Below are 22,008 nucleotides of genomic sequence, written 5' to 3' on the forward strand. Positions count from 1 at the left end.
GAGGCACTACCGGCACGATCACGCTCCTTGCCAGGATTGTGCAGGTCAGAAGCTATCGAGGAGGCATTCGTGAGCACTCACGAGAAGATCGAACCGTTCCGTGTCGAGATCCCGCAGGCCGACCTGGACGACCTGCGGGACCGGCTGGCCCGCACCCGGTTCGCCGAGGAACTGCCCGAGTCCGAGGTGACCGACGGGGTGCAGAAGGGGCCGGTGTCGCCCGGCTGGGAGTACGGCGTGCCGGTCTCCTTCGTCCGTGACCTGGTGGCGCGGTGGCGGGACAGCTACGACTGGCGGGCGTGGGAGGCGAAGATCAACGCCTTCCCGCAGTTCACCACCGAGATCGACGGGCAGAACATCCACTTCCTGCACGTCAGGTCGCCCGAGCCGAGCGCCACCCCGCTGATCCTCACCCACGGCTGGCCCAACACGTTCGTGGAGTACCTGGGCCTGATCGGCCCGCTCACCGACCCCGCCGCGCACGGCGGCGACCCGGCCGACGCCTTCGACGTGGTCATCCCGTCCATACCCGGCTTCGGCTTCTCCGGGCACACCGCGAGCAAGGGCTGGAACATGGCCCGCATCGCCGACACCTGGGCCGAGCTGATGAGCCGGCTGGGCTACGAGCGGTTCGGCGCGCACGGCAACGACGCCGGCGCGATGGTCAGCCCCGAACTGGGCCGCCGCCACGCCGACCGGGTCATCGGCGTGCACGTCAACCAGATCTTCTCCTTCCCCTCCGGCGACCCCGCCGAGTTCGTGGATCTCTCCCCGGAGGACATGCAGTACCTGGGCTTCCTGCAGTCCTTCGTCGCACACTCCATCCACGACACCGCCCAGCAGGCGCAGCCGCAGACCCTCGCCCACGGCCTGGCCGACTCGCCCGCCGGTCAGCTCGCCTGGATCGGCCAGTTGCTGGCCGAGGTCCCGGACCCGGACCTGATCCTCACCAACGCCACGATCTACTGGCTGACCAACACCGCCGCGTCGTCGGCGCGGCTCTACTACGAGAACCACCACGCGGAGCAGGACACGTCGCAGACCACCTTCCCGATCGGCCTGTCCTCCTTCGCCTACGACTTCCGCCCGCTGCGCCGGTTCGCCGAGCGCGACCACGCCGACATCGTGTCCTGGAAGGAACACGACCGCGGCGGCCATTGGGCCGCCCACGACGCCCCCGACCTGCTCATCGACGACATCCGCGAGTTCTTCCGCATGTTCGCCTGACGGTGTCGGGCCTCCTGGGCGATCATCGACCACCCGCCGCCGTCCTCGTCGCGGCCCTGACCCTCGACCCGCACCTCGACCGGCAGGAGGCGAAGCGGGTGCGCTCATGATGGTGGTGGGGGTCGTCGCCCCCCGAGCGGGACAAGGAAAGGCCGGCTTCCTCATGAACATCGTCGAGTACGCCGACACCGTGTGGCGGGGCGAGGCCCCCGACAGCATCGTGCACGTGGGGCTCGCCGGGCAGGGCTTCGTGGAGGTCGTCGACGGAGTCGGCTTCCGCAGCGGTTTCGGCAACGTGATCGCGCTCCGGCAGGGCGGGGAGGTGACGCTGTTCGACACCGGCAACCCGTTCGACGCCGACCGGCTCCACGCCGACCTGCGGGCCTGGACCGACGAGCCGGTGAGCACGGCGATCTACTCCCACGGGCACATCGACCACGTCTCGGGGGTCGGGCCGCTCGACACGGAGGCCGAGGCGGCGGGGCGGCCCCGGCCGATGGTGGTGGGGCACGAGGCGATCACCGCCCGGTTCGAGCGCTATGTGCTGACAGCGGGCTACAACGCCGTCATCAACCGGCGGCAGTTCCAGGCGCCCGACCTGACCTGGCCCACCGAGTACCGCTACCCCGACGTGACCTACCGCGACGAGCTGACGGCCGGCCACGTCGAGCTCTTCCACGCCAAGGGCGAGACCGACGACGCGAGCGTGGGCTGGATCCCCTCCCGGCGCATCCTGCTCCCCGGCGACCTGTTCATCTGGGTGACCCCCAACTGCGGCAACCCGCAGAAGGCACAGCGCTACCCGCGCGAGTGGGCGATCGCGCTGCGCCGGATGGCCACGCTGCGGCCGGAGATCATGCTGCCCGGTCACGGCGCCCCGATCTTCGGCGCCGACCGGGTCGAACAGGCGCTGACCGAGACCGCCGAGTGGCTGGAGTCCATGGTCGAGCGCACCCTGGGGATGCTCAACGAGGGCGCCCGGCTGGACGACATCGTGCGCGCGGTACAGCCGCCCGCTCATCTGGCGGAGCGGCCCTACCTGCGCCCGCACTACGACGAGCCGGAGTTCGTGGTCCGCAACATCTGGCGGCTGTACGGCGGCTGGTACGACGGCAACCCCGCCCGCCTCAAGCCCGCCCCCGACGTCGAGCTGGCCTCGGCGATCGCGGAGCTGGCCGGGGGCGCGGAAAAGCTGGCCGACGCCGCGCTCCGGGCGCTGGCAGGCGGAGACCAGCGGCTGGCGGGACACCTGGCGGAGATGGCCGTGCAGGCCGCGCCCGACGACGCGGCGCTGCACCGGGTCCGGGCCGAGGTGTACGCGACCAGAGCGGAGTCGGAGGCGTCCCTGATGTCGAAGGGCGTGTTCACCTGGGCGGCCGAGGAGTCCCGCAGGACCGCCGGAGAACTCTGACCGAGTTCGGTCCCGGAGGACGGAACATGTTACGGCTCCGACGGAGGTGGAGGATCAGATCTTCCGGGCCGAGCTCGTCGAGCGGGCTCACGGCACGGAGACGTGCCTGTCGTCCGGCGACGCCGGTGCCATCGGAGCGCGGAAGAACCGCGCGGCGCGGGCGTGCTGGGTCCGGGTCAGCAACCAGTAGACCGAGGCGCCGTCCGGCCACTGGGTGACCACCCGGCCACTCGCCGAGCGGAAGTAGTTCGGTGCCTGGGCGAACGAGCTGGCGTCCAGCCGGCGCTTCAACCACCGGTTCAACCGCCTGACCGCCTCGGGCCGGACCTCGACGGCCGAGGCCCCTCGGCGGCGCATCTCCCGCAGCGACCGGACCACGAACTTCGCCTGCTGCTCGAAGTTGAACACCGGGGCGTAGTAGTTGGTGTTGGGGCCGTACATCATGAAGAGGTTCGGCATCTCGTCCACCATGATCCCGAGGAACGCCATGGGGTCGTCGCCCCACTTCTCCCGCAGGTCACGCCCGCCGCGTCCGCGTACCTCCAGACCGCAGAGGAACTCGGCCGCGCGGAAGCCCGTCGCGGTGATCACGACGTCGAGCTCGTGCTCCCGGCCCGCGGCGTCCACCACCCCGGTCTCGGTCATCCGCTCCACCGCGTGGGGGACGAGGGTGACGTCGTCGCGGAGCAGGGTCGGGTAGAAGGTGGAGCTGTGGATCGCCCGCTTGCCCAGGTAGGCCGAGTTCGGTGTCAGCGCCGCCTTGAGGTCGGGGTGGTCGCCGAACACCTCTTCGAGGTAGTCCTGGCAGACCTTGACCGCCCGGGTGTCGACGGTCCCGCCGGGCCGGATGATCCGGCCACCGAGCCACTTGCGCTCCAGCTCCAGGAAGAGCCGCCACCGGATGAGCCGCCGCGTCACCGGGTGGCGCCGCCGGGCGCGTTCCTCCTCGGTGAACGGGAGCGAGACCTTCGGGTCCACCCAGGCCGGCTGGCGCTGGAACACCGTCAGGTGCCCGGCGCGGCCACCGAGCTCCGCGACGATCTGGGCGGACGTCGAGCCGGTGCCGACCACCCCCACCCGGCGTCCGTCGAGCGCCACGTCGGGGCGCCACCGCGCGGTGTGGAAGATGTCGCCGGTGAACAGCTCGCGGCCGGGCCAGGCGGGCTCGTTCGGGACGTTCAGCAGCCCGACTGCGGTCACCACGGCGGTGAAACGCCGCACCTCCCCGGTGTCGAGGTGCACGGCCCACTGCTGGCCGTCCTCCTCCCAGACCAGCCGCCGGACGGTGCGGCCGAACCGGAAGTGCGCCCTGAGGTCGAATCGGTCGGCCACGTGCTCAAGGTAGGACTGCAGCTCCGCCTGGCCGGGGTAGGACCGTGACCAGTCGTACGGGGCGAATGAGAACGAGTACATCGGGGCCGGCGTGTCGACCTCGGCACCGGGGAAACGGTTGACCCGCCAGGTGCCGCCGGGCCCGTCCTCGGTCTCGAACACGGTGAACGAATACCCGTGCCGCTTCAGCTGGTGGGCCGCCGCGAGTCCGGCGAACCCACCGCCGATCACGGCCACAGAGGGCATGGCTCCGCCCGTCGATGGCATGACTGCTTCTCTCTGTCGAGTTCGTGCCGGGGCACGATGGTGTGCGGCGCTCGCGGGCGCCGGGGCTAGAGGACCTTGCTGAGGAAGTCGCGGGTGCTCGGGTGCTCGGCCTCGCCGGACAGCCGGCTGGACGGACCCTCCTCGACGATGCGGCCGTCCTCCATGAACACGAACCGGTCGCAGACCTCGCGGGCGAATCCGATCTCGTGGGTGACGATGATGGTGGTCATCCCGTCGAGCACCAGGCCGCGGATGACCTGCAGCACCTCGTTGACCATCTCGGGGTCGAGCGCCGAGGTCGGTTCGTCGAAGAGCAGCACCTGGGGCTTCATGGCCAGGGCGCGGGCGATCGCGACGCGTTGCTGCTGACCGCCGGAGAGCTGGGCCGGGTAGGCGTCGGCCTTCTCGGCCAGGCCGACCCGGTCGAGCAGCTCGTGCGCGTCACGGCGCGCCTCGTCGGCCGGGCGGCGCAGCACCCGGATGGGCGCCTCGACCACGTTCTCCAGCACGGTCTTGTGCGAGAACAGGTTGAACTGCTGGAACACCATGCCGAGGCGCTGGCGCTGCCTGGCCTCCCGCTTCGCCGACAGCCGGTGGATCTTGCCGCCACGCTCCTCGTAGCCGAGCAGTTCGCCGTCCAGCATGACCACTCCCGAGTCGGTGCGCTCAAGCAGGTTGAGGCAGCGTAGGAAGGTGCTCTTGCCGCTGCCGGAGCGGCCGAGCAGGCAGACCGCCTCCCCCTGGTGGACGTCCAGCGACACGTCGTGCAGGACCGTGTGCTGGCCAAAGGACTTGCGCACGTGCAGCGCGCTGATCAGCGGTGTCGTCATGGCTGGGCCCTCACTCGTCCGACGCGGCGCGTCGTCGTGGCGGTGCTCCGGCCGAGCACGCGCTCCAGGTAGTACTGGCCGACCGACAGCACGCTGACGAGGATCATGTACCAGATGGTCGCCACCATGAGCAGCGGGACGACCTCGAACGTGCGGTTGTAGATCTGCTGGACGCTGTAGAGCAGGTCCGAGACCGAGATGAAGGCGACGAGCGAGGTGGCCTTCATCAGGTTGATGAGGTCATTGCTCACCGGCGGCACCGCGATCTTCATCGCCTGGGGGAAGACGATGCGGCGGAAGATGTCGAACGGCGTCATGCCCAGGGCGAGCGCCGCCTCGCGCTGCCCTTTGGGGACCGCCAGCAGCGAGGAGCGGATGATCTCCGAGGTGTAGGCGGCCTGCTGGAGGCCGAAGGCCAGCACCGCCGACCAGTAGGCGGTCATCAGGTTGCGCGTCTGCAGCGCGAACAGGTCGCCGCCGAAGGGGTTGGGCAGGCTGAACGTCGGATAGATCAGCGAGATGTTGAACCAGAGGATGAGCAGGACCAGCAGCGGGATGGACCGGAAGAACCAGACGTAGGTCCCGCTGACCGCGCGCAGCACCGGATTCGCCGAGAGCCGCATGTTCGCGATGACCACCGAGACCACCAGGGCCAGCCCCATCGACAGGGCGGTCAGCGTGATGGTGTTGAGCAGGCCGTTCAGCACCCGCTCGGAGAAGAAGTAGTCGGCCACGGTGGCCCACTCGAAGGCGGGGTTGCGGGCGACGCTGACCGCGAGACCGGCGACCGCGACCACCATCAGCACCGCGACGGTCAGCCGGCCGAGGTGGAGCGGGCGCCCGTGCGGGAGCCGCGAGATCTCCTCCATCCGCCGGCGCCAGTCCACCGCCGCCCCGCCTGGCCCGTCCGGCCCGGCCTGGCCGGTGGGTACGGCGCTCACGCCGGCCCCACCTGTCCGGATCTCACTCATGCGTTCGGTTCTGGGTTGATCACCGAGGTGGTGATCGCCATGTTCTCGGTGCCGTACCTGGCGAGGATCTCGGCGTAGCTGCCCTTCTTGATCAGCGCCTCGGTGGCCTGCTGCAACTTGGCCGCCATACCGTCACCCTTCATCGAGGCGAACCCGATGTCGATCGCCTGGTACGTCGGCCCGGTGATCTTCCACACGCCGGGTTCGGTGCGCGTCTGGTAGCCCAGGCCGCTGGCGGTGGCCGTGGAGGTGTCGGCCCGGCCGCTCTTGACCGCGAGGTCGGCGGTCGCCTGGTCGGCGAAGGTCTGCACGTCGATGGGCTTCTTCCCGGCGGCCTCGCACTTCCCGGACTGGTCCTGGAGGGCCGAGACCGGGCTCGAACCCGCGGTCACCGCGACGGAGAGCCCGCACAGGTCGTCGAGTGAGTCACCGATGGCGATGCCGTCGGCCTTGACCCGGAAACCGTAGCTCTCGACGAGGGTGGTGGCGAAGTCGAACTTCTCCAGCCGCTCGGCCGTGACGTCGGCGCCCGGCACCCAGGCGTAGGTGCCGCGCTGCAGGCCCAGGAGTGAGTTCTCGAACGACGCCTGCTCGTTCTTGACGGTCACCCCCATCTCCTCGCCGAGCGCGGTGGACAGGTCCGGCAGCAGGCCGACGAGCTTGCCGCCCTCGTCCAGGAAGCTGTACGGCGGGACGCCGATCTGCTGGGGGATGGTGTAGACCTGCGAGCCGGAGCCGGCGTCGGGGCCGGACGCGGAATCGCTTGAGGAACTGCCACACGCTGAGAGGACGGCGGCGCCGAGCACGCCTGCGGCGACAACGCGGAGGGCGCGCCGGGTGCGAACCAACGTCATGTCGGTCCTCCTGATTCCTGGGTTCCGGCCGGTCGGCCGTGGTGAGTGCTGTCACCCTAAAATGCCGAACGACCCAAGGGCTTTGTACGGCTCTCTATATTTTTGTCCAGTTCACTGGATACTCGGACAGGTAGGTTTCATCCAAATCACAACGTGCCGGAGTCCTGTGAAAACTAGGTACCCACGCTGGTCATCCACCCTGGCCGAGCTCCTCGACGCGGTACGCGACCCCTTCGTGTCGGCGGTCCACGCCCCCGAGGGGCTGGATGTTCCCATCGGCGGCTGCGTCGTCCTCGACCTGTCCGACGGGACGGACCTGCCCGATGACCACGAGCTGGACGGCGCCGTCGTGCTGCTCCTCGGCACCGGCGGGCCGGCGGCGGTCGAGGCGGTCGCCGACCTCGCCCGCCACCGGCCCGGGGCGCTCGTCGTGAAACTCGGGGACGTCGATCCGTGGTCGCTGCGCGACGTGCCGGTCCCGGTCCTCGGGGTCACCGACCGGGCGCCGTGGTGGCGCTTGGTCGCCGCGGTCGAACGCTTCGGCCAGGAGTCCGAGGAGCGGTTCCCGCAGGGAGCCGGTCCCGCGCTCGGCGAGCACAACGACCTCTTCGGACTCGCCAAGGCGCTCGGCATGATGACCGGCACGCTGATCTCCATCGAGGACGTGCAGGGGCGGGTGCTCGCCTTCTCGCCCTACAGCGACCAGGCCGACGACATCCGGCGCCGCACCATCCTCGGGCGCGAACCCCCGGCCGGGCACATGGCGGAGCTCCAGGCCATGCGGGTCTACGACCGGCTGCGGCGTCCCCGTACCACGGTGACGCTGAACGAGAAGATCGGGTTCCGGCGCAGGCTCGGGGTCGGCATGCACGACCCTCGGTCCGGCGAGTACCTGGGCACCATCTGGGCGCAGGAGACGGGCCGGCCCTTCTCCCGGCAGACCGAGGAACACCTGGTCGCGGCATCGGTCTTCGCCGCGCGGCTCGTCGGCCAGAGCCGCCTCATCCACAGCATGGGCATCGAGTTCGTGCAGCGCATGCTCGCCCCCAACCCGCAGCGCGACGACGCCGGGTTCGTCCGGCAGCTGAGCCTCGACGCCCCCGAGGAGTTCGCCGTGGTGGCCTTCGAAGCGGTCGGCGACGCCGGCGCGCGCCAGTGGCTCTCCTCCACCGAGGCGGTGACGATGCTGACGGTGCACGCCCACTCCGTCCGCGACGAGTCGATGGTGGCCCCGGTCGGGCTGCGCCTGTACGCCGTCCTCCCCGGCCGGGTCGAGGTGGACCGCTACCTGAACTGGGCCCGGCGCACCCTGACGGCGTTCGAGCGGCACCGGGGGTCCACCTTCCGGGCGGCGATCGCCTCGTCCCTGTCGGTGCCGACCGTGGCCGCGGCCCGCGCGGAGGTCGACCGGGTGTGCGAGACCGTCGCGTACACGCCCGACCGGCCGGTGATCAGTCTCGACGGCCAGCTCACGGCGGTGCTGCTCTCCGAGGCGCTCACCACGCTGGGGGTGACGGATCTGCTGAGCGACGAACGGTTCCGCCGTCTGGTCGAGTACGACCGGAGCCACCACAGCTGTCTCATCGAGACCATCGCCGCCTACCTCGGCACGTTCGGCGATGTGGGCGCCACGGCACGGACACTGCTCGTGCACCCCAACACCATCCGCTACCGGCTGACCCGGCTGGAGCAGGTGGGCGGCTACCGGCTCGACGACCCCGATGACCGGGTGGTGCTGGACCTGCAACTCCGGCTGTGGAACCGCGAGGGGCCGGGCACCACCTGATCCCTCCGCAGGTCCGCACGGTGCCGGACCCGCGACCGCGCCCCTCCGCACCACCGGATCGGCGCGGGTCAGGACGGTCGCTCGACGCCGACACCCCGACCACCGCGGCCACCCGCTCGATGCCCAGGTGACCGCAGAGGTCGCGGACCACATCGGCGAAGGCGGCCGGTGTCGCACCGGCCGACAGCGAGGTCCGGCCGTAACCGGGCCTGGACGGCACGAGCACGCTGACCTTGGACAGGTCGGCCATGTCCCGGGGGCCGGTGGTGTCGTAGCCGAAGGCTGCGAACTCCGGTGGGAGCAGTTCGGCTCTCCACGCGCCGCCGACGTGCAGATGGCCGTGCGCGCGCCGGCCGGCGACCTGGAGGAAGGACGCAGTCGAAGCCAACGTGCCGGAGCCATGACGCGTTCACGCTCCGGTCGGTGAAACAGGGGCGGCGCCCTTACCCGCCCTGACGGGGACGGCTTGGAGGGGGCAGGCTTATTGCGACCTACTTGCAATAAACTGTCGGAGGCAGGAAGCCACCCCCCAGGAGGACGTCATGAGCGTGATCGATCAGGAACAGCCCACGGCAACACCCGAGGTGGTCCGGGCCTGGGTCGGCGGCTGGGCCGTTTCCCGTTCGGTGCGGCCCCCGGTCGAGGTGACCGGTGGATTCCGGCTGGATGTCGGGCTGCCCGGACATCGCGTCCGCTACGTGCTCTTCGACGTCGACCAGGTGGCCGAGCTGGCCCTGATCAGGACTGCCCCCGGCACCTGGATCAAGACCTCCGCGCCCGCCGAGCGGGTGGTGCCCCTGCTCACCCCGGCCTGGACCGTCGGCGAGCCGGAATACCTGATGACCGTGCCGCTGCGCCGGGCCACCGCGCTCGCTCCGGACGGCTACACGCTGCACACCGCGACGGACGGCGGAGTCACGACCGTACGGATACACGACGCCGACGGAACGACGGCCGCGAGCGGCCGGATGGGAGTGGCCGGCCCGACAGCCGTGGCCGACCAGATCCTGACCGATCCGGCACACCGCCGCCGGGGCCTGGGCAGCGTCGTGATGACCGCGCTCGGCGACGCCGCCGCCGAGCAGAGCGCCACGACCGGAGTCCTGGGCGCCTCGCGGGACGGCCTCGCGCTCTACCGCGCCCTGGGATGGACCCTGTGCGAAGTGCTCACGCCCGCGTACATCCCCGAACCGGACCCGGCGGACGCGTAACGAGAGCCCCGCACGCCCCGCTTGAACCGGATACCGCATTGCGCGAGTCCGCCCTCAACGGCACCGATCACGCCGGCCACCGCGAGGTGGGCAGCATGATCCGCCGTTACGCTGCCTGGCGGAACCGCAACACCGACAACTCCGTCTGCGCCGGATCGTCACGAGGGCGAACCTGGCCTGACACGGTACTGACTCCGGTACACCTCGGTGCTGAGATACTTCAGCCCCGAGTCCACCAGCAGGGTGACGACCCTGGCGGCCGGCCCAAGGCGTTGTCCGGCCTGGATCGCGGCGAGGACGTTCGCCCCTGACGACGTTCCGGCGAACAGGCCCTCCTCCCGAGCCAGGCGCCTGGCCATCTCCTCCGCGTCGGCGGTGGGGATCGGAACGATCTCGTCTACCAGGGTGGGGTCCCACATGGGCGGGAGGTAACCGATGCCGATGCCTTCGATGCGGTGGGCGCCGGGCCGGCCTCCGGACAGCACGGCGGACTCGGCCGGTTCGACGGCAATGACCCGAAGCCCCGGATGGCCGCGCCGGAGAGGGGCCGCCGCCCCGCGCAGCGAGGCCGCCGTGCCGATCGACTGAACGAACGCGTCGATCCGCCCGCCTGACTGCTCCCAGATCTCCTCGCCCATCGGGTGATAGCCGGCGACGCTGTCGGCGTTGTTGAGCTGATCGGTCCAGTAGGTGCCCGGCCGGCGGCCGAACTCCCCGGCTTTCTCGATCATGCTCAGGATCAGCGCCTTCGTGATCAAACCCCCCTCACTGGGAATGATGGTGAGTTCCGCGCCGAACGCCGCCATCTGAAGGAGTTTGTCCGCACTGAACGCATCCGAACTGACGATCTGCAGCCGATATCCCTTCGCCGCGCAGACCAGGGCAAGGGAAGCACCTGTGCTGCCGCCCGTGTACTCGACAACGGTGTCGCCGGGCCTCAGCCGCCCGTCGCCTTCGGCCCTGGCGATCATCGCCTGCGCCATGCGGTCTTTCATGCTGCCTGTCGGGTTCTGGCCTTCGACCTTGACCAAGATCTCCGCACACCCGGGCGGCACGACCCTGCGCAGCCTCACCAGCGGCGTGTTTCCGATCGTCTGCAGTACGTCGCCACTGAGGCCCATGATGCCGCCGGTCCTTTCGATGCCCTCACTCATGACCTCGATCGTCGAGCCGACCACGCCGCCACCACCAGTTCAACTTCTGAACCAGCGCCTCCGGCGCATGGTGCGTACCATGCACCAGTGAACGGATACGGGCAGTTCTGCGCGATGGCGCGCGCTCTGGAACTTCTGGGCGAGCGGTGGACACTGCTGATCGTGCGGGAGTTGCTGCTGGGCGCTTCAACCTTCACCGGCATCCGCCGCGGCCTGCCTCGCATCCCGCGAGCGACGCTGTCCGCACGACTACGCGCACTGCGCGCCGCCGGCATCGTCGACGACGACTACCGGCTCACCGAGGCGGGCGCCGCCCTGGCTCCGGTGGTGCGGGAGCTGGCCCGATGGGCGGTCGCCACCGACAGCGCCGCCCTGACCGAGGACGATCTCGACACCGCCGCACTGACCTGGGACATGCAACGCCGGGTGGACTCCACCGCCCTGCCCGAGCGCACGGTCGTGCTCGCGATCGAGTTCACCGACCGCAGGCCGGCCGACAGCAGATACTGGCTGCACCTGTCCCGGACGAGCGTCAACCTGTGCCGGCGGGACACCGGGGCACCCGTCGACGTCTGGCTCACCGCCCCGACGGCAGCGGCGACCCGGTGGTGGCTCGGTGACCTGTCCTGGGCGCGACTGCTGCGACAGCAAGGAGTACGCGTGCACGGTGACCCGGCCCTGCGGCGCCAGATGCACCGCTGGTTCAAACGCTACGTGTTCACCCCGGAAGCCCTCGGCCTGAATCCAGGCTCTCCTTACCACTGATCGTTGTCGAGTCCGGTTGCCCGAACGGGCCGGGTGGGCGGACCCGCCCGCGTCACGCACCGCACGGCCGGTACGAAGGAGGGCCCGCCCTACCTCAGTACCTGTCTACGGTTGCTCGGCCTCCTTGGCCGCCCTGTATTCACGCTCGGCCACCGCACGTTCCGCCGCGCTGCCCTCGACGCAGAACTCGTTCCCGGCCGGATCCGCCATGACCACCCAGCCCCTCCCGTTCGGCTTGCGCCGGTCCTCGACGATGATCGCGCCGAGGGCCGACAGCCGCTCGACTTCCTGGTCCCGCGACCGATCCGGTTCCAGGTCGAGATGGAGCCTGTTCTTCAGCGACTTCTTCTCCGGCACGCGCACGAACAACAGGATCGGCTGACCGGCCGGCATCGCCAAGGCCACCTCGTCGTCACCCGATTCGTCCACTGGATCAACCGGATGATCGAGCACCTTGCTCCAGAACTCTGCCAGCTCGTATGGTTCGTGCGGCTCCGCGCAGTCGAAAGTGATGTGTCGGATGATGGACGTCATGTGATCTCCTTGGGCATGGCCCGGCCATCCTGCCGAGGGGTGACTGAACCTCGTGCTCGGTGGCGGGGCTTCCCCCGAGACAGGGGCATCGGTTGTTGGGCGGCTTGCCGCCGCCACTTCCGGCGAGAGATCCACCGTGAGCTGGTCACATCCCGGCCACGACTCGAACCCGACCGGCTCACCGAGCGTCGCCGCCCACCACGAGCACGGAAGATTCCGCCGATGCTGAGAGAAACCGACGCACCGGGGGCACGCGCTCGAAACGAGCGTCTCACCTCACCGTCAGCGGTAGTCGGCGCTCACGAACCTCAGCCCCCGCACCCCCAGAAATCACAGACCAGACGCGGTGCCCGAACAGCGTCCCAAAACCATCAAACCATGGAAGATCACGAATGTAGAGGGCCACGCGGCAAGTACGGCGAGAGAATCCCCGAACGCGGCAGTTCGCCGGGACGTGGCCCATCCTCCACGCGAGCCGTACGAGCCGGGCATCTAGCATCTGTCTTGAGCCTTGAAACAGATGTGGCAGTAGAGACGGGTGATGATCGCGTCCGGCGGGCTCGCGGCTGATCACCGCCATCGCCGACGAGCTCGCCGATGAGGAGACGTCTCGATTGCGCGACGCGGCGAGGCCGCCGAACAAGATCATATATAGGAGCAAGGCAGTGGCACCTGACGGATCCGGCTCCGCAGCCGCTCCTGTGGGGCACCGGGAGGCAAGAACATGAACGATGCGATATGGGCCGGGACGGTCACGGTCACCGGGCACGAGCAGGCCGAGCTGGAGGCGTACCTGGCCCGGCCGCTCGGCGAAGAGCCGCGCGGCGGTGTGGTGGTGATCCACCACCTGCCCGGGTACGACGACGCGACCAAGGAGATCGTCCGCAGGTTCGCGGCGCGCGGGTACGCGGCGATCTGCCCGAACCTGTACTCCCGCGAGGGGGCCGGGGTCAGCCCCGACGACCAGGCCGCCGCCGTACGGGCCAAGGGCGGGGTCCCGGACGAGCAACTCGTCGGGGACGTCGCCGGAGCCGCGGCGTACCTCAACTCCCTCGACCACGCCAACGGCAGGATCGGTGTGATCGGGTACTGCTCGGGCGGGCGGCAGGCGTTCCTGGTGGCCTGTTCACTCCAGATCGACGCGGCGGTGGACTGTTACGGCGGCTTCGTGGTGAACACCCCGCCCGCGGACTTCCCGCTCCAGAAGAAGCCGCTGATCTCCAAGGCCGCCGACCTGTCCTGCCCGCTGCTGGGGTTGTTCGGCGCCGAGGACAAGTACCCGGGGCCGGAGGAGGTCGCGGCGCTGGACGCCGAGCTGGAGAGGCTGGGCAAGGAGCGCGAGTTCCACTCCTTCGAGGGGGCGGGGCACGCCTTCTTCGCCACCGACCGGCCCGCCTACCGGCCCGCCTCCGCGGTGGAGGGCTGGAAGAAGATCTTCAATTTCTATGGCCGTCACCTCAGCGCCTGACCGGAGCGATCAGCATGTGCACCTATCTCACCGAGAAGATCGAACTCGACGGCGCGGGCAAGGGCGGCAGCGGCTGGTTCACGCTCAGCCAGGGCGCGGTCTATGTCGACCACCCCTACCATGCCTGTCACGAGCACACGGTGAACATCGACTTCACCAACCCGGCCGAGGGCCCCTCGGCGCGGGTCGCGGTCGAGCTCACCGAGGAGTCGGCGCTGGCACTGATCGACGCCATCCAGAAGGCCCTGGCCGCGGCGCCTCCGGGACTCGCCTCCGGCCGCCGCTGAGGCGTGTCTCGCGGGTCCTGCCGCGGCCGGGATCGGTCAGGGTCTGACCCGGTACGTCACGTGGGTGGCCTCCGGGGTGTCCACCGTGTCCAGATGTTCCAGCCGGGGTCCGGCACCGTCGAACAGGACGGTGCCGGACCCCGGCAGCAGCGGGACGATGTGCAGCCGCAGATGATCGACCAGGCCGGTCCGCAGCGCCTGCTGGACGATGGACGCACCGCCCATCACGTGGACCCGCCTGTCGCCGGCGGCGGCCGCGGCCGCTTCGATCGCGGCGGCGACCCCGCCGGTCACGAACGTGAACGTGGTGTCGCCCTTGCGCACCGCCTCGTGCGGCCGATGGGTCACCACGAAGACCGGCATCCGGTAGAAGCCGTCGTCGCCCCAGCCGCCGGTCGCCTCGTACACCGACCGGCTTGTCACGACGGCGCCGGACGCGGCGAACGTCGCCTCGCTCAGCCGCCGCCCCTCGTCGTGCTCAAGCCACGCGTGCAGCCGCTCGCCGCGATGGACGTGTTCGAAGCACCCGGCCTGTTCACCGCGCTCGGCCTCCCGGCGAGTCTGGACCACTAGGGTTTGGGGCGGCCGGGCTCGGTACGTAGCCAGATGATTTTGAACGGCGCTCCAGGGGCCGTACGGAACGCTCAGGGTCGCGGGGAGGCGGCGAAGCCGTAGTTCTTAAGGGTGATGGCGTCGGACCTGCCGGCCATTCTCTCGACCAGACCGGCCCATGGCATGTGGGGTAGCAGTCTGATCGACAGGTTGCGCAGCCGGATGACCGACCGCGTCTTGGGCACGAAGCCGTTGACGCCGCCCGGCGGGAGCTTCTGGCTCTGCTGGACGAAGTCGCGCATCTCCCGCTCGTACGCGGCGAAGGCGGCCGGATGGTCCCCGCCCGCCTCGGCCAGCTCTCCGGCCAGCACGTAGGCGCCGACCACCGCCAGCCCGGTGCCGCCGCCGCCCAGCGGCGACGGGCCGTATCCGGCGTCGCCGAGCAGCACGACCCTGTCGCGGGACCAGGTGTCCATGACGACCTGGGTGGCCGCGTCGAAATAGAAGTCGGTGGCCGCCGCCATCTCCCGGAGCATGGCGGGCACCTGCCAGCCCGCTCCGGCGAAGACCTCGGCCACGATCTGTTTCTGCCTCCGCACATCACCGTGGTCGAGCGGCTTCGAGGCGAAGCCGAACAGGACCTTGACCTCCTCGGCCCGCCGGGACGGGCGCAGCGCCGCCACCCTCCTGCCCGGCATGTTGTGGAACAGCTCCCAGTCCTGGATGCCGAAGACGTTGGGCGCGGTGAAGTACGCCAGGTAGCAGCCGAGCTCGCGGCCGAAGCGCGACTCCTCGCCGAAAGCCAGGGACCGGGTCACCGAGTGCGCGCCGTCCGCGCCCACCACCAGGTCGAAGACGCGCGACGCGGACCGCTCGAAGGTGACCCGTACGCCGTCGTGGGTCTGGGTCAGCGAGGTGATCGTGTCGTCGAAGACGTACTCCACCTCGTCCCCGGTCGCCCGGTGGAGGATGTCGACCAAGTCGCCGCGAAGGATCTCCACCTCACCGACCAGGCCGTTTCCACCGAGGAAGGAGGCGGGCATGTCGGCCACGCGCCTGCCGGTGGCGTCCACGTAGGACATCCCGCCGGAGTCGACGGCCGCGCGTCGGACCTCGTCGAGGAGCCCCATCCGCCTGACCACGTCGACGGAGACACCGCGCAGGTCGACCGTGTGGCCCTGGGCGCGCGGAGCCGGGGCTCGCTCGATCACGGTCGGGGTGAAGCCGTGGCGATGTAGCCAGTAGGCCAGGGCGTGCCCCGCGATACCGGCACCGGAGATCAGAATGCTCTTCATAAGCGCTCCCTGCTTGACAATGTGTATACCGTACGCATAGTGCGCTTACGTTGTAAATTATGTACTAGTGCACCAAGATTACGGCAGTATGTGACCGGGTCATTGGAGAAATGGTGCACTAGAGCACTGGGAGGACGGACAGTGGACGGGACAGAGCCTCCGTACCTGCGGATCGTCGCCGAGCTGCGGCGGCGCATCGCGACGGGGCGGCTACGCCCGGGCGACCGGGTGCCCTCGACCCGGCAGATCATCCAGGAGTGGGGCGTGGCGATGGCGACCGCCGGCAAGGTGCTGGCGACCCTGCGCCGGGAGGGGCTCGTGCGGGTCGCCCCCGGCGTCGGGACCCTCGTCGCGGACGGCGCCGTCGCGGACGCCGGCCCCTCCCGCAGGCCCGTGCCCGAGCTCACCAGGGAACGGATCGTGCGCGCCGCGATCGGGATCGCCGACATGGAGGGGCCGGCGGCCCTGTCCATGCGCCGGATCGCAACCAGCCTGGAGGTCTCGGCGATGTCGCTCTACCGGCACGTGTCGGGCAAGGAGGAGCTGATCATGCTCATGACCGACACCGTGCTGGCCGAGTGCGCGCTCGATGAGCCGCCACCGGGCTGGCGGGCCCGGATGGAGCTGACCGCCAGGGCACAGTGGGCCCTCTACCACCGCCACCCCTGGCTGGCCCAGCTCACCTCGTTCACCCGCCCACTGCCCACGCCCAACGCGATGGCCCAGGCCGAGTGGGCGATGCGCGCGGTGGACGGCCTCGGTCTCGACCCGGCCACGATGGTCCACGTGTACGCCACCGTGGCCAACTACGTACGCGGGACCGCGATCAACCTGGAGGCCGAGACCGAGGCCGCGCAGCAGACCGGCATGACCGACCAGGAGTGGCTCGACTCGGCGGTGCTCCCGCGCATGGCGGAATTCCCGCTGCTGTCGAGCATCCCGCCCGACTCCCTCGACCTGGACACGCTCTTCGAGTTCGGACTGCGACGCCTGCTGGACGGCCTGGAGGTGTTCATCGAGGCCCCCGGTCCCGGCCTTTCTCGCGGCCAGGACGCCACGTCCCTTCATGGAGATCGTCAAGGCACGTAGAAGTTCCACTCCTTCGGACCCCGGCGAATGTGGGCGGTCACCGCGCCAGAGGGGGTCCGAAAGTCACGGTCGAAGTGCTCCGAGGAGACGTGGACGACATTCTCGGAGCTCGTGCGAGGTCGATGATCTGAATTCCGGGCTTCAACCTCGGTAGCGGCACGGGACCTTCGCCTATAACTTCAATGTCCCCTCGACGAACAATGCTCCCGCCAGGTGAGCGGGGGCATTGTCATCATGTCCTTGAGACGATCGTTGGCTCAAACACCCCGGCAGGTATAGGAGTTCAGCTTGACCGTCTGATTGGAGGAGAAGGAGAACCACAGGTTTCCGTTGACCGTGTTGTTGCTCCTGACATAGCTCACACCATTGACGGTGAGATTCACCGAACAGCGGTAGGGGATACCGTACTGGTCCCAGTCGATTCCATCGTTCCAGTAGCCGCCCTTGTGCTGGCCCGGGCCGATCGATGAGGTTATCCAGGGGCCGCTGTCACTATCTTTCCGGCGAATGGGCCACCATGTATTGGTGTAATTATAGATGTCGCCACATGGCGGCACCGTGCACTTCGAAAGTACCTTGGCCTGCCCCGCCGAAGCGGATGTGACCAGCCCCGCCGAAGCGGACACGGTCGGCAGGATCGCGGTGAGCGAGGCCACCATGACCACGATCATGGCGAGACGAGAAGTGAAACGACGTGCGTTCATCGGACTCCTGGACGTCTTCATTGGGCGAGATCGCTGGGAGACATGTGGCGGATCGGTGCTCGTCGGACCCGCCAGGTCCGGCAAGGTGATCAGTTCAGCGATCTGCGAGTTGTTCGGAGGGTGATCACTCCGTCAAATAATCGGTTACAGAACAGGCGTACGGAAACCTGGAAGCTTCCAGGGTTGACGAAGAACCGTCCAGACACCCGACGACGGCACCGATGCGTCCGGAGCGGGCCAGGCGCAGGGGCTCCGGGCTCATCGAGGCCGAGGGCGGCAGCTTCCTCCACATCCGGGAGCTCGGAGTCGACGTCTCCGGCATGGAAGATCACGAACGGGCGACGCTCGACCGCTTCCACCGGTGGTCACTGCCCGAGCTTCGGAGCACCGCCGAGCGGGTCGTCCCGCTCGGCCTGGCCGGGCTGATGGAACGTCTGCTCGCCGGCGACATCCCACGCGAGCCCGTCAACTTTCCCTGGCACCACCCCGACCCACTCGGCTGGAAGCCCCCTCCGGAGATCCGCAGGACACTCGGCCGGATTACCGTCGCTCCGACGGCCTCGCTCATTGACCAACAAAATCCCGCCGGTGGACCCAACCTGCGACAAGGGCCCGCACCGGCGATCGGACCGGTGTGAGCCCTCGCGTCGCGTCAGTCGCCGTAACCGTCGAGGGGGATGTTGATCTGCTCGTTGCCGTCGGGGGCGTCGTCGTTCGACGGGGGCTGCGCGGGCCGGCAGCTCTGGCCGCAGCCGCCGAACCGTGCCGAGTTGATCGGGGTGAACGACGTCGGCTCGACGTTCCTCAGCGCCGCCAGCATCGTGTCCTTCCAGATCGGGCCCGGAATGCTGCCGCCGAAGACCGAGCCGTAGTAGCGTCCGCCGATCGTGACGCCGGTCAGCTTGTACTTCTGCGAGCCGCGCGGGTCGCCGATGCTGACCGCGCCGGCCAGGTCCGGGGTGAACCCGGCGAACCAGGCGGTGGCATAGCCATCGGTGGTGCCGGTCTTGCCCGCCGCGTCGCGGCCGATGCCGCCGACCGCCCGCATCGTGCCCTTGGTGAACACTCCGGACAGCACGTCCGCCGCCGCGTCGGCGACCTCGGGGTCGAGCGCCTGACGGCACTTGGGCTGGTATTTGGAAATCTTGCCATCGCGGTCGGTGATCTGAGTGATCGCCATCGGCGCGCAGTACTTACCGCGCGCGCCGATCGCGGCGTACGCGTTCGCCACGGTCACCGGGTCCATCTCGTTGATGCCGAGCGTGAACGTCTCGTACTCCTGGAGCGCGAGCCCGTCGGAGCGGTGGATACCCAGCGACTTGGCGATCTTGACCGTGTCACAGAGCCCGACGTGCTGCTCCAGGGTCATGAAGAACGTGTTGACCGAACCCCAGGTGCCGGTCTGCAGGGTCCGCCAGCCGGGGCTGCCCTCGTCGTTGGTCACGGTGTGGGTCGGGTCACCGATGTTCTCGCCCTTGCAGTTCTTGAACGCCGAATAGCCCGAGGCGAGGTAACCGGCGCCGACGTTGAAGCCGTCGTCGACCTTCATGCCCTTGTTCAGCGCGTTGAGCAGCGTGAACGTCTTGAAGGTCGAGCCGGCCTGGAAACCGACGCCGCCGCCGTGCGCGGCGTCCGCGACGACGTTGTAGGAGATCTCGTCCCTGGCCTTGCTCTGACCGTACGCCCGGCTGGCCGCCATGGCCTTGATAGCCCCGGTGCCCGGCTGGACCAGGGCCTCGGCCGCCACCGGGTTGTCGGTGGGGTTGACCCACTTCCTGATCGCCCGGTCCGCCGCCGCCTGCATGGTCGGGTCGATGGTGGTCCTGATCGTCAGACCGCCGCGGTTGAGGAACGCCAGACGCTCCTTGGCAGTCTTCCCGAAGTCAGGATTTTTCAGGATCTCGTTGCGGACGTAGACGCAGAAGTACGGATAGTCGCTGGCCTCGCAGCCACCGGGCAGCTTCGTACCCTTGTAGCCGAGCTTGGTGGCCTTCGCCTCGGCCGCCTCGGCCGTGGTGATCTTGCCCAGCTCGGCCATCCGGTTCAGCACCACGTTGCGCCGGTTCAGCAGCCGCTCACGCTGCTTCACCCCCAGGTTGGGGTCGGTGGCGTTGGGGTCCTGCACGGCGCCGGCCAGCGTCGCCGCCTGCGGCAGGGTGAGCTTGGCCGCCGCCACGCCGAAGAACCGCTTGGCCGCCGCCTCGACGCCATAGGCACCCGCGCCGAAGTAGGCGATGTTCAGGTACTTCTCCAGGATCTCGTCCTTGGAGTACTTCTGCTCCACCGCCATCGCGTGGCGCAGCTCGTTGAGCTTGCGCGCGTAGCTGGCCTCCAGCGCCTTGTCCTTCTCCGCGTCGGTCTCGGCGGAGTTGAGCAGCACCTGCTTGACGTACTGCTGGGTGATGCTGGAGCCGCCCTGGCTCACCCCGTCCGCCTGGAGGTTCTTGGCGAACGCGCGGAGGGTGCCCTCGATGTCGATCGCACCGTGCTCGTAGAACCGGTAGTCCTCGATCGAGACGATCGCGGTCTTCATGACCTCGGACACCTTGTCGAGCTTGACGACCTCGCGGTACTCCTCGTAGAACCGGGCGATCTCCCTGCCCCTGGCGTCCTGCACGACGGTGACCTCAGCCGGCGGAGGTTCGACGAGCTCCTCGGGGTTGAGGTTCAACCCGTTGGTCGCCGACACGATACCGAGCCCCGCACCCCCCACGGCCGGTAGTGCGATCCCCGCGACCAGCACACCCGCCGCCGTCCCCACGGCGGCAAGACGCATGATCTTCGACGCGGCCCCCGACTGATCCTTACCCCGTTCCGACATAAGCGTAGATTCTAGACTTCAACCCTGTTTGGTGCACATAAAACGCTTTCTGCCACATAGGGCACAGCGCCGACCATCCCCCGGGGCGGCCCAGATCACCCGGCGGGAAGAGGGCTCTAGATCATCTGCGAACACACAGCCTAGGGGAACTTCCTGACGCCGCGGGCGAGGATGGCGGCGGCGCCCCGGGAGCGCCAACCGCCCGGCGGGAGCCTTGGCTGTCCCGCCAAGACGCCCGGCAAAGACTCCTGCGCATCGTGGCGAAACCGATCCTCAAGCGAGATCCAAGCTACATCCAAGACGCCGGGAGCAGGATCCTCCGTGAGATCTTCCGGGGGGAGGAATCATAAAAGTCGCCTTTCAGGCTGGATGTCACATTCGCCGTCGGGCCGGTGAAAAGAAGTCCGGAGGCCCTTCGACCACCACGGCGAGAGCCTGGTGGTCCGCACCGCCTCATCATGTGTTCGCATGACAGGCCGCTTGCCGCGCCCGTTCCCGCCATTCCGGTACGGCTTTCCGCGCCCCGGAAAACACAGCACAAGGAGAAATATCATGAGAGTACGCAGAATCACTGGTGTAGCGGCCGCCGCCGCCCTGGCCGGTGGGCTTCTCAGCACCGCGCTCCCGGCCGCGGCCGCCGCCGGACCCGACACGGTCACCATCACGACCAGCAAGCTCCTGGCACCATGGGCGACCGCCACCCTGTGGCTCAAGTGCCCCGACTCCCACCCGTACTTCAAGAGGACCTGGTGGGAGGGTCCCTACGTGCGCTCGGTGTCGCCGCCGGCCGGATTCCCGGGATACAGGCAGCAGGCGACGTTCTTCTTCAACAACTCCGGGACCACGCAGTCCAAGACGGCCTCGATATGGATGGAGTGCACTCCGGTGATGCCGTCCTAGTTCCGGTAAGGGGTGACACCGGCGTGGCCACCGTGAACGGCGACCCGGTGCCCGCTTCGCACTGACCGGATGTATACCGCACCGGGAGCGCCTCCTGAGAGAAGGCGCTCCCGCAGGTCAGAGCGAGGCCTTCTCCTCGGTCTATCCGACCGTTCCCGGCAGGACAGCCGGTACCACGGTCGAAGATCGTGTCGATTCCGGCAAGGACACGCTCGTCCGGGCCGAAGGCGCTGAACCGATAGGGCCACACGTGGTGATCCGGTCGCCGCACCGCGCTGTGAAACCAAGCTCGGGATGGGACCGGAACCGCGGAGTTTCCACTGAGACCGATGTCGGCCTGCGGGCCCGGGTAGGCGCGCAGCAGGACCGGGACGTTCGCCGCCGGGACGAGCGTATGGGAGTAGCACGAGTTCGGTGTGAAGGCGGACCTGCCGGCCGGTGCAGTCGACGACGATCCACCCGGCTGCCGCCCTGGGGAATCGAACCCCAGCCCCCTTCATCACGCGGAAACCGCGGGCGCGGCCGCCTCGACGGCCGGTGCGCCTCCCCC

General features: G+C 69.0%; 20 protein-coding genes. 10 read left to right on the forward strand and 10 right to left on the reverse strand.

The features are described from left to right. The first annotated feature begins 69 nt into the window (after positions 1-69). Positions 70-1,227, forward strand: a complete 1,158-nt coding sequence (locus tag ABZU75_RS00130) for an epoxide hydrolase family protein (protein WP_355547275.1) — start codon at positions 70-72, stop codon at positions 1,225-1,227. Between the two features lie 163 nt (positions 1,228-1,390). After that, the gene (locus ABZU75_RS00135; RefSeq protein ID WP_355547278.1) at positions 1,391-2,638 is read left to right on the forward strand and encodes an alkyl sulfatase dimerization domain-containing protein; all 1,248 of its coding nucleotides are present in this window, start codon (positions 1,391-1,393) and stop codon (positions 2,636-2,638) included. An 87-nt stretch (positions 2,639-2,725) separates the two neighbouring features. Here ABZU75_RS00135 and ABZU75_RS00140 read toward each other — a convergent pair whose 3' ends face one another. The 4 genes from ABZU75_RS00140 to ABZU75_RS00155 form a co-directional block, all read right to left on the reverse strand. Beyond that, positions 2,726-4,237, reverse strand: a complete 1,512-nt coding sequence (locus ABZU75_RS00140; protein ID WP_355547281.1) for an NAD(P)/FAD-dependent oxidoreductase — start codon at positions 4,235-4,237, stop codon at positions 2,726-2,728. A 65-nt stretch (positions 4,238-4,302) separates the two neighbouring features. After that, positions 4,303-5,067 carry an amino acid ABC transporter ATP-binding protein gene (locus tag ABZU75_RS00145; RefSeq protein ID WP_350925526.1) on the reverse strand — a complete coding sequence of 255 codons (765 nt, stop codon included), beginning with the start codon at positions 5,065-5,067 and terminating at the stop codon, positions 4,303-4,305. Next, a complete protein-coding gene (locus ABZU75_RS00150; protein WP_355547285.1) occupies positions 5,064-6,008 on the reverse strand; it encodes an amino acid ABC transporter permease in 945 nt (314 codons plus the stop codon). Before ABZU75_RS00150 ends, ABZU75_RS00145 begins: the two co-directional genes overlap by 4 nt. Before the next feature lie 26 nt (positions 6,009-6,034). Then, positions 6,035-6,892, reverse strand: a complete 858-nt coding sequence (locus ABZU75_RS00155) for a transporter substrate-binding domain-containing protein (protein WP_355547288.1) — start codon at positions 6,890-6,892, stop codon at positions 6,035-6,037. Positions 6,893-7,058: 166 nt separating this feature from the next. On the opposite strand from ABZU75_RS00155, the gene ABZU75_RS00160 reads away from it, so the two are divergent. Beyond that, positions 7,059-8,678, forward strand: a complete 1,620-nt coding sequence (locus ABZU75_RS00160) for a helix-turn-helix domain-containing protein (RefSeq protein ID WP_355547291.1) — start codon at positions 7,059-7,061, stop codon at positions 8,676-8,678. Positions 8,679-9,220: 542 nt separating this feature from the next. Then, positions 9,221-9,889: a GNAT family N-acetyltransferase gene (locus ABZU75_RS00165; RefSeq protein WP_355547294.1), complete on the forward strand. Its 669-nt coding sequence runs from the start codon at positions 9,221-9,223 to the stop codon at positions 9,887-9,889. A gap of 158 nt (positions 9,890-10,047) precedes the next feature. Here the strand turns inward: ABZU75_RS00165 and ABZU75_RS00170 are convergent, their stop codons facing one another. Next, positions 10,048-11,067, reverse strand: a complete 1,020-nt coding sequence (locus ABZU75_RS00170) for a cysteine synthase family protein (protein ID WP_355547297.1) — start codon at positions 11,065-11,067, stop codon at positions 10,048-10,050. Positions 11,068-11,130: 63 nt separating this feature from the next. Here ABZU75_RS00170 and ABZU75_RS00175 point away from each other — a divergent pair, with 63 nt between their 5' ends. After that, positions 11,131-11,808, forward strand: a complete 678-nt coding sequence (locus ABZU75_RS00175) for a helix-turn-helix domain-containing protein (protein WP_355547300.1) — start codon at positions 11,131-11,133, stop codon at positions 11,806-11,808. Between the two features lie 105 nt (positions 11,809-11,913). Here ABZU75_RS00175 and ABZU75_RS00180 read toward each other — a convergent pair whose 3' ends face one another. Beyond that, entirely contained in the window at positions 11,914-12,342 is a 429-nt protein-coding gene (locus tag ABZU75_RS00180; protein ID WP_355547303.1) for a VOC family protein, read from the reverse strand. Between the two features lie 724 nt (positions 12,343-13,066). On the opposite strand from ABZU75_RS00180, the gene ABZU75_RS00185 reads away from it, so the two are divergent. Both ABZU75_RS00185 and ABZU75_RS00190 read left to right on the forward strand, forming a co-directional pair. After that, positions 13,067-13,810, forward strand: a complete 744-nt coding sequence (locus ABZU75_RS00185; RefSeq protein WP_355547305.1) for a dienelactone hydrolase family protein — start codon at positions 13,067-13,069, stop codon at positions 13,808-13,810. Between the two features lie 14 nt (positions 13,811-13,824). Next, on the forward strand, positions 13,825-14,097 hold the full coding sequence (locus ABZU75_RS00190) for a DUF6295 family protein (protein ID WP_355547307.1): 273 nt from the start codon (positions 13,825-13,827) through the stop codon (positions 14,095-14,097). 36 nt (positions 14,098-14,133) lie between these two features. Here ABZU75_RS00190 and ABZU75_RS00195 read toward each other — a convergent pair whose 3' ends face one another. Both ABZU75_RS00195 and ABZU75_RS00200 read right to left on the reverse strand, forming a co-directional pair. Then, entirely contained in the window at positions 14,134-14,667 is a 534-nt protein-coding gene (locus ABZU75_RS00195) for a dihydrofolate reductase family protein (protein ID WP_355547310.1), read from the reverse strand. A 74-nt stretch (positions 14,668-14,741) separates the two neighbouring features. After that, a complete protein-coding gene (locus ABZU75_RS00200; RefSeq protein WP_355547313.1) occupies positions 14,742-15,944 on the reverse strand; it encodes an FAD-dependent monooxygenase in 1,203 nt (400 codons plus the stop codon). Between the two features lie 141 nt (positions 15,945-16,085). On the opposite strand from ABZU75_RS00200, the gene ABZU75_RS00205 reads away from it, so the two are divergent. After that, complete coding sequence (locus tag ABZU75_RS00205) at positions 16,086-17,033, forward strand: TetR/AcrR family transcriptional regulator C-terminal domain-containing protein (RefSeq protein WP_355547315.1); 948 nt, start codon at positions 16,086-16,088, stop codon at positions 17,031-17,033. A 257-nt stretch (positions 17,034-17,290) separates the two neighbouring features. Here ABZU75_RS00205 and ABZU75_RS00210 read toward each other — a convergent pair whose 3' ends face one another. Continuing rightward, a complete protein-coding gene (locus ABZU75_RS00210) occupies positions 17,291-17,737 on the reverse strand; it encodes a hypothetical protein (protein ID WP_350925467.1) in 447 nt (148 codons plus the stop codon). A gap of 221 nt (positions 17,738-17,958) precedes the next feature. On the opposite strand from ABZU75_RS00210, the gene ABZU75_RS00215 reads away from it, so the two are divergent. After that, positions 17,959-18,375, forward strand: a complete 417-nt coding sequence (locus tag ABZU75_RS00215) for a hypothetical protein (protein ID WP_355547319.1) — start codon at positions 17,959-17,961, stop codon at positions 18,373-18,375. A 14-nt stretch (positions 18,376-18,389) separates the two neighbouring features. Here the strand turns inward: ABZU75_RS00215 and ABZU75_RS00220 are convergent, their stop codons facing one another. Further along, entirely contained in the window at positions 18,390-20,558 is a 2,169-nt protein-coding gene (locus ABZU75_RS00220) for a transglycosylase domain-containing protein (protein ID WP_355547322.1), read from the reverse strand. Positions 20,559-21,110: 552 nt separating this feature from the next. On the opposite strand from ABZU75_RS00220, the gene ABZU75_RS00225 reads away from it, so the two are divergent. Then, positions 21,111-21,458 carry a hypothetical protein gene (locus ABZU75_RS00225; RefSeq protein ID WP_355547325.1) on the forward strand — a complete coding sequence of 116 codons (348 nt, stop codon included), beginning with the start codon at positions 21,111-21,113 and terminating at the stop codon, positions 21,456-21,458. Positions 21,459-22,008: the final 550 nt, after the last annotated feature.

The organism is Streptosporangium sp. NPDC005286 (assembly GCF_040607515.1).
Taxonomy (GTDB): Bacteria; Actinomycetota; Actinomycetes; order Streptosporangiales; family Streptosporangiaceae; genus Streptosporangium.

Bases quoted from the DNA above. Each gene is read 5' to 3' on its own strand.
- ABZU75_RS00135 (WP_355547278.1), top strand. From the start codon at position 1,391: ATGAACATCGTCGAGTACGCCGACACCGTGTGGCGGGGCGAGGCCCCC.
- ABZU75_RS00140 (WP_355547281.1), bottom strand. From the start codon at position 4,237: ATGCCATCGACGGGCGGAGCCATGCCCTCTGTGGCCGTGATCGGCGGT.
- ABZU75_RS00145 (WP_350925526.1), bottom strand. From the start codon at position 5,067: ATGACGACACCGCTGATCAGCGCGCTGCACGTGCGCAAGTCCTTTGGC.
- ABZU75_RS00155 (WP_355547288.1), bottom strand. From the start codon at position 6,892: ATGACGTTGGTTCGCACCCGGCGCGCCCTCCGCGTTGTCGCCGCAGGC.
- ABZU75_RS00165 (WP_355547294.1), top strand. From the start codon at position 9,221: ATGAGCGTGATCGATCAGGAACAGCCCACGGCAACACCCGAGGTGGTC.
- ABZU75_RS00180 (WP_355547303.1), bottom strand. From the start codon at position 12,342: ATGACGTCCATCATCCGACACATCACTTTCGACTGCGCGGAGCCGCAC.
- ABZU75_RS00185 (WP_355547305.1), top strand. From the start codon at position 13,067: ATGAACGATGCGATATGGGCCGGGACGGTCACGGTCACCGGGCACGAG.
- ABZU75_RS00190 (WP_355547307.1), top strand. From the start codon at position 13,825: ATGTGCACCTATCTCACCGAGAAGATCGAACTCGACGGCGCGGGCAAG.
- ABZU75_RS00200 (WP_355547313.1), bottom strand. From the start codon at position 15,944: ATGAAGAGCATTCTGATCTCCGGTGCCGGTATCGCGGGGCACGCCCTG.
- ABZU75_RS00210 (WP_350925467.1), bottom strand. From the start codon at position 17,737: ATGAACGCACGTCGTTTCACTTCTCGTCTCGCCATGATCGTGGTCATG.
- ABZU75_RS00215 (WP_355547319.1), top strand. From the start codon at position 17,959: ATGCGTCCGGAGCGGGCCAGGCGCAGGGGCTCCGGGCTCATCGAGGCC.
- ABZU75_RS00220 (WP_355547322.1), bottom strand. From the start codon at position 20,558: ATGTCGGAACGGGGTAAGGATCAGTCGGGGGCCGCGTCGAAGATCATG.
- ABZU75_RS00225 (WP_355547325.1), top strand. From the start codon at position 21,111: ATGAGAGTACGCAGAATCACTGGTGTAGCGGCCGCCGCCGCCCTGGCC.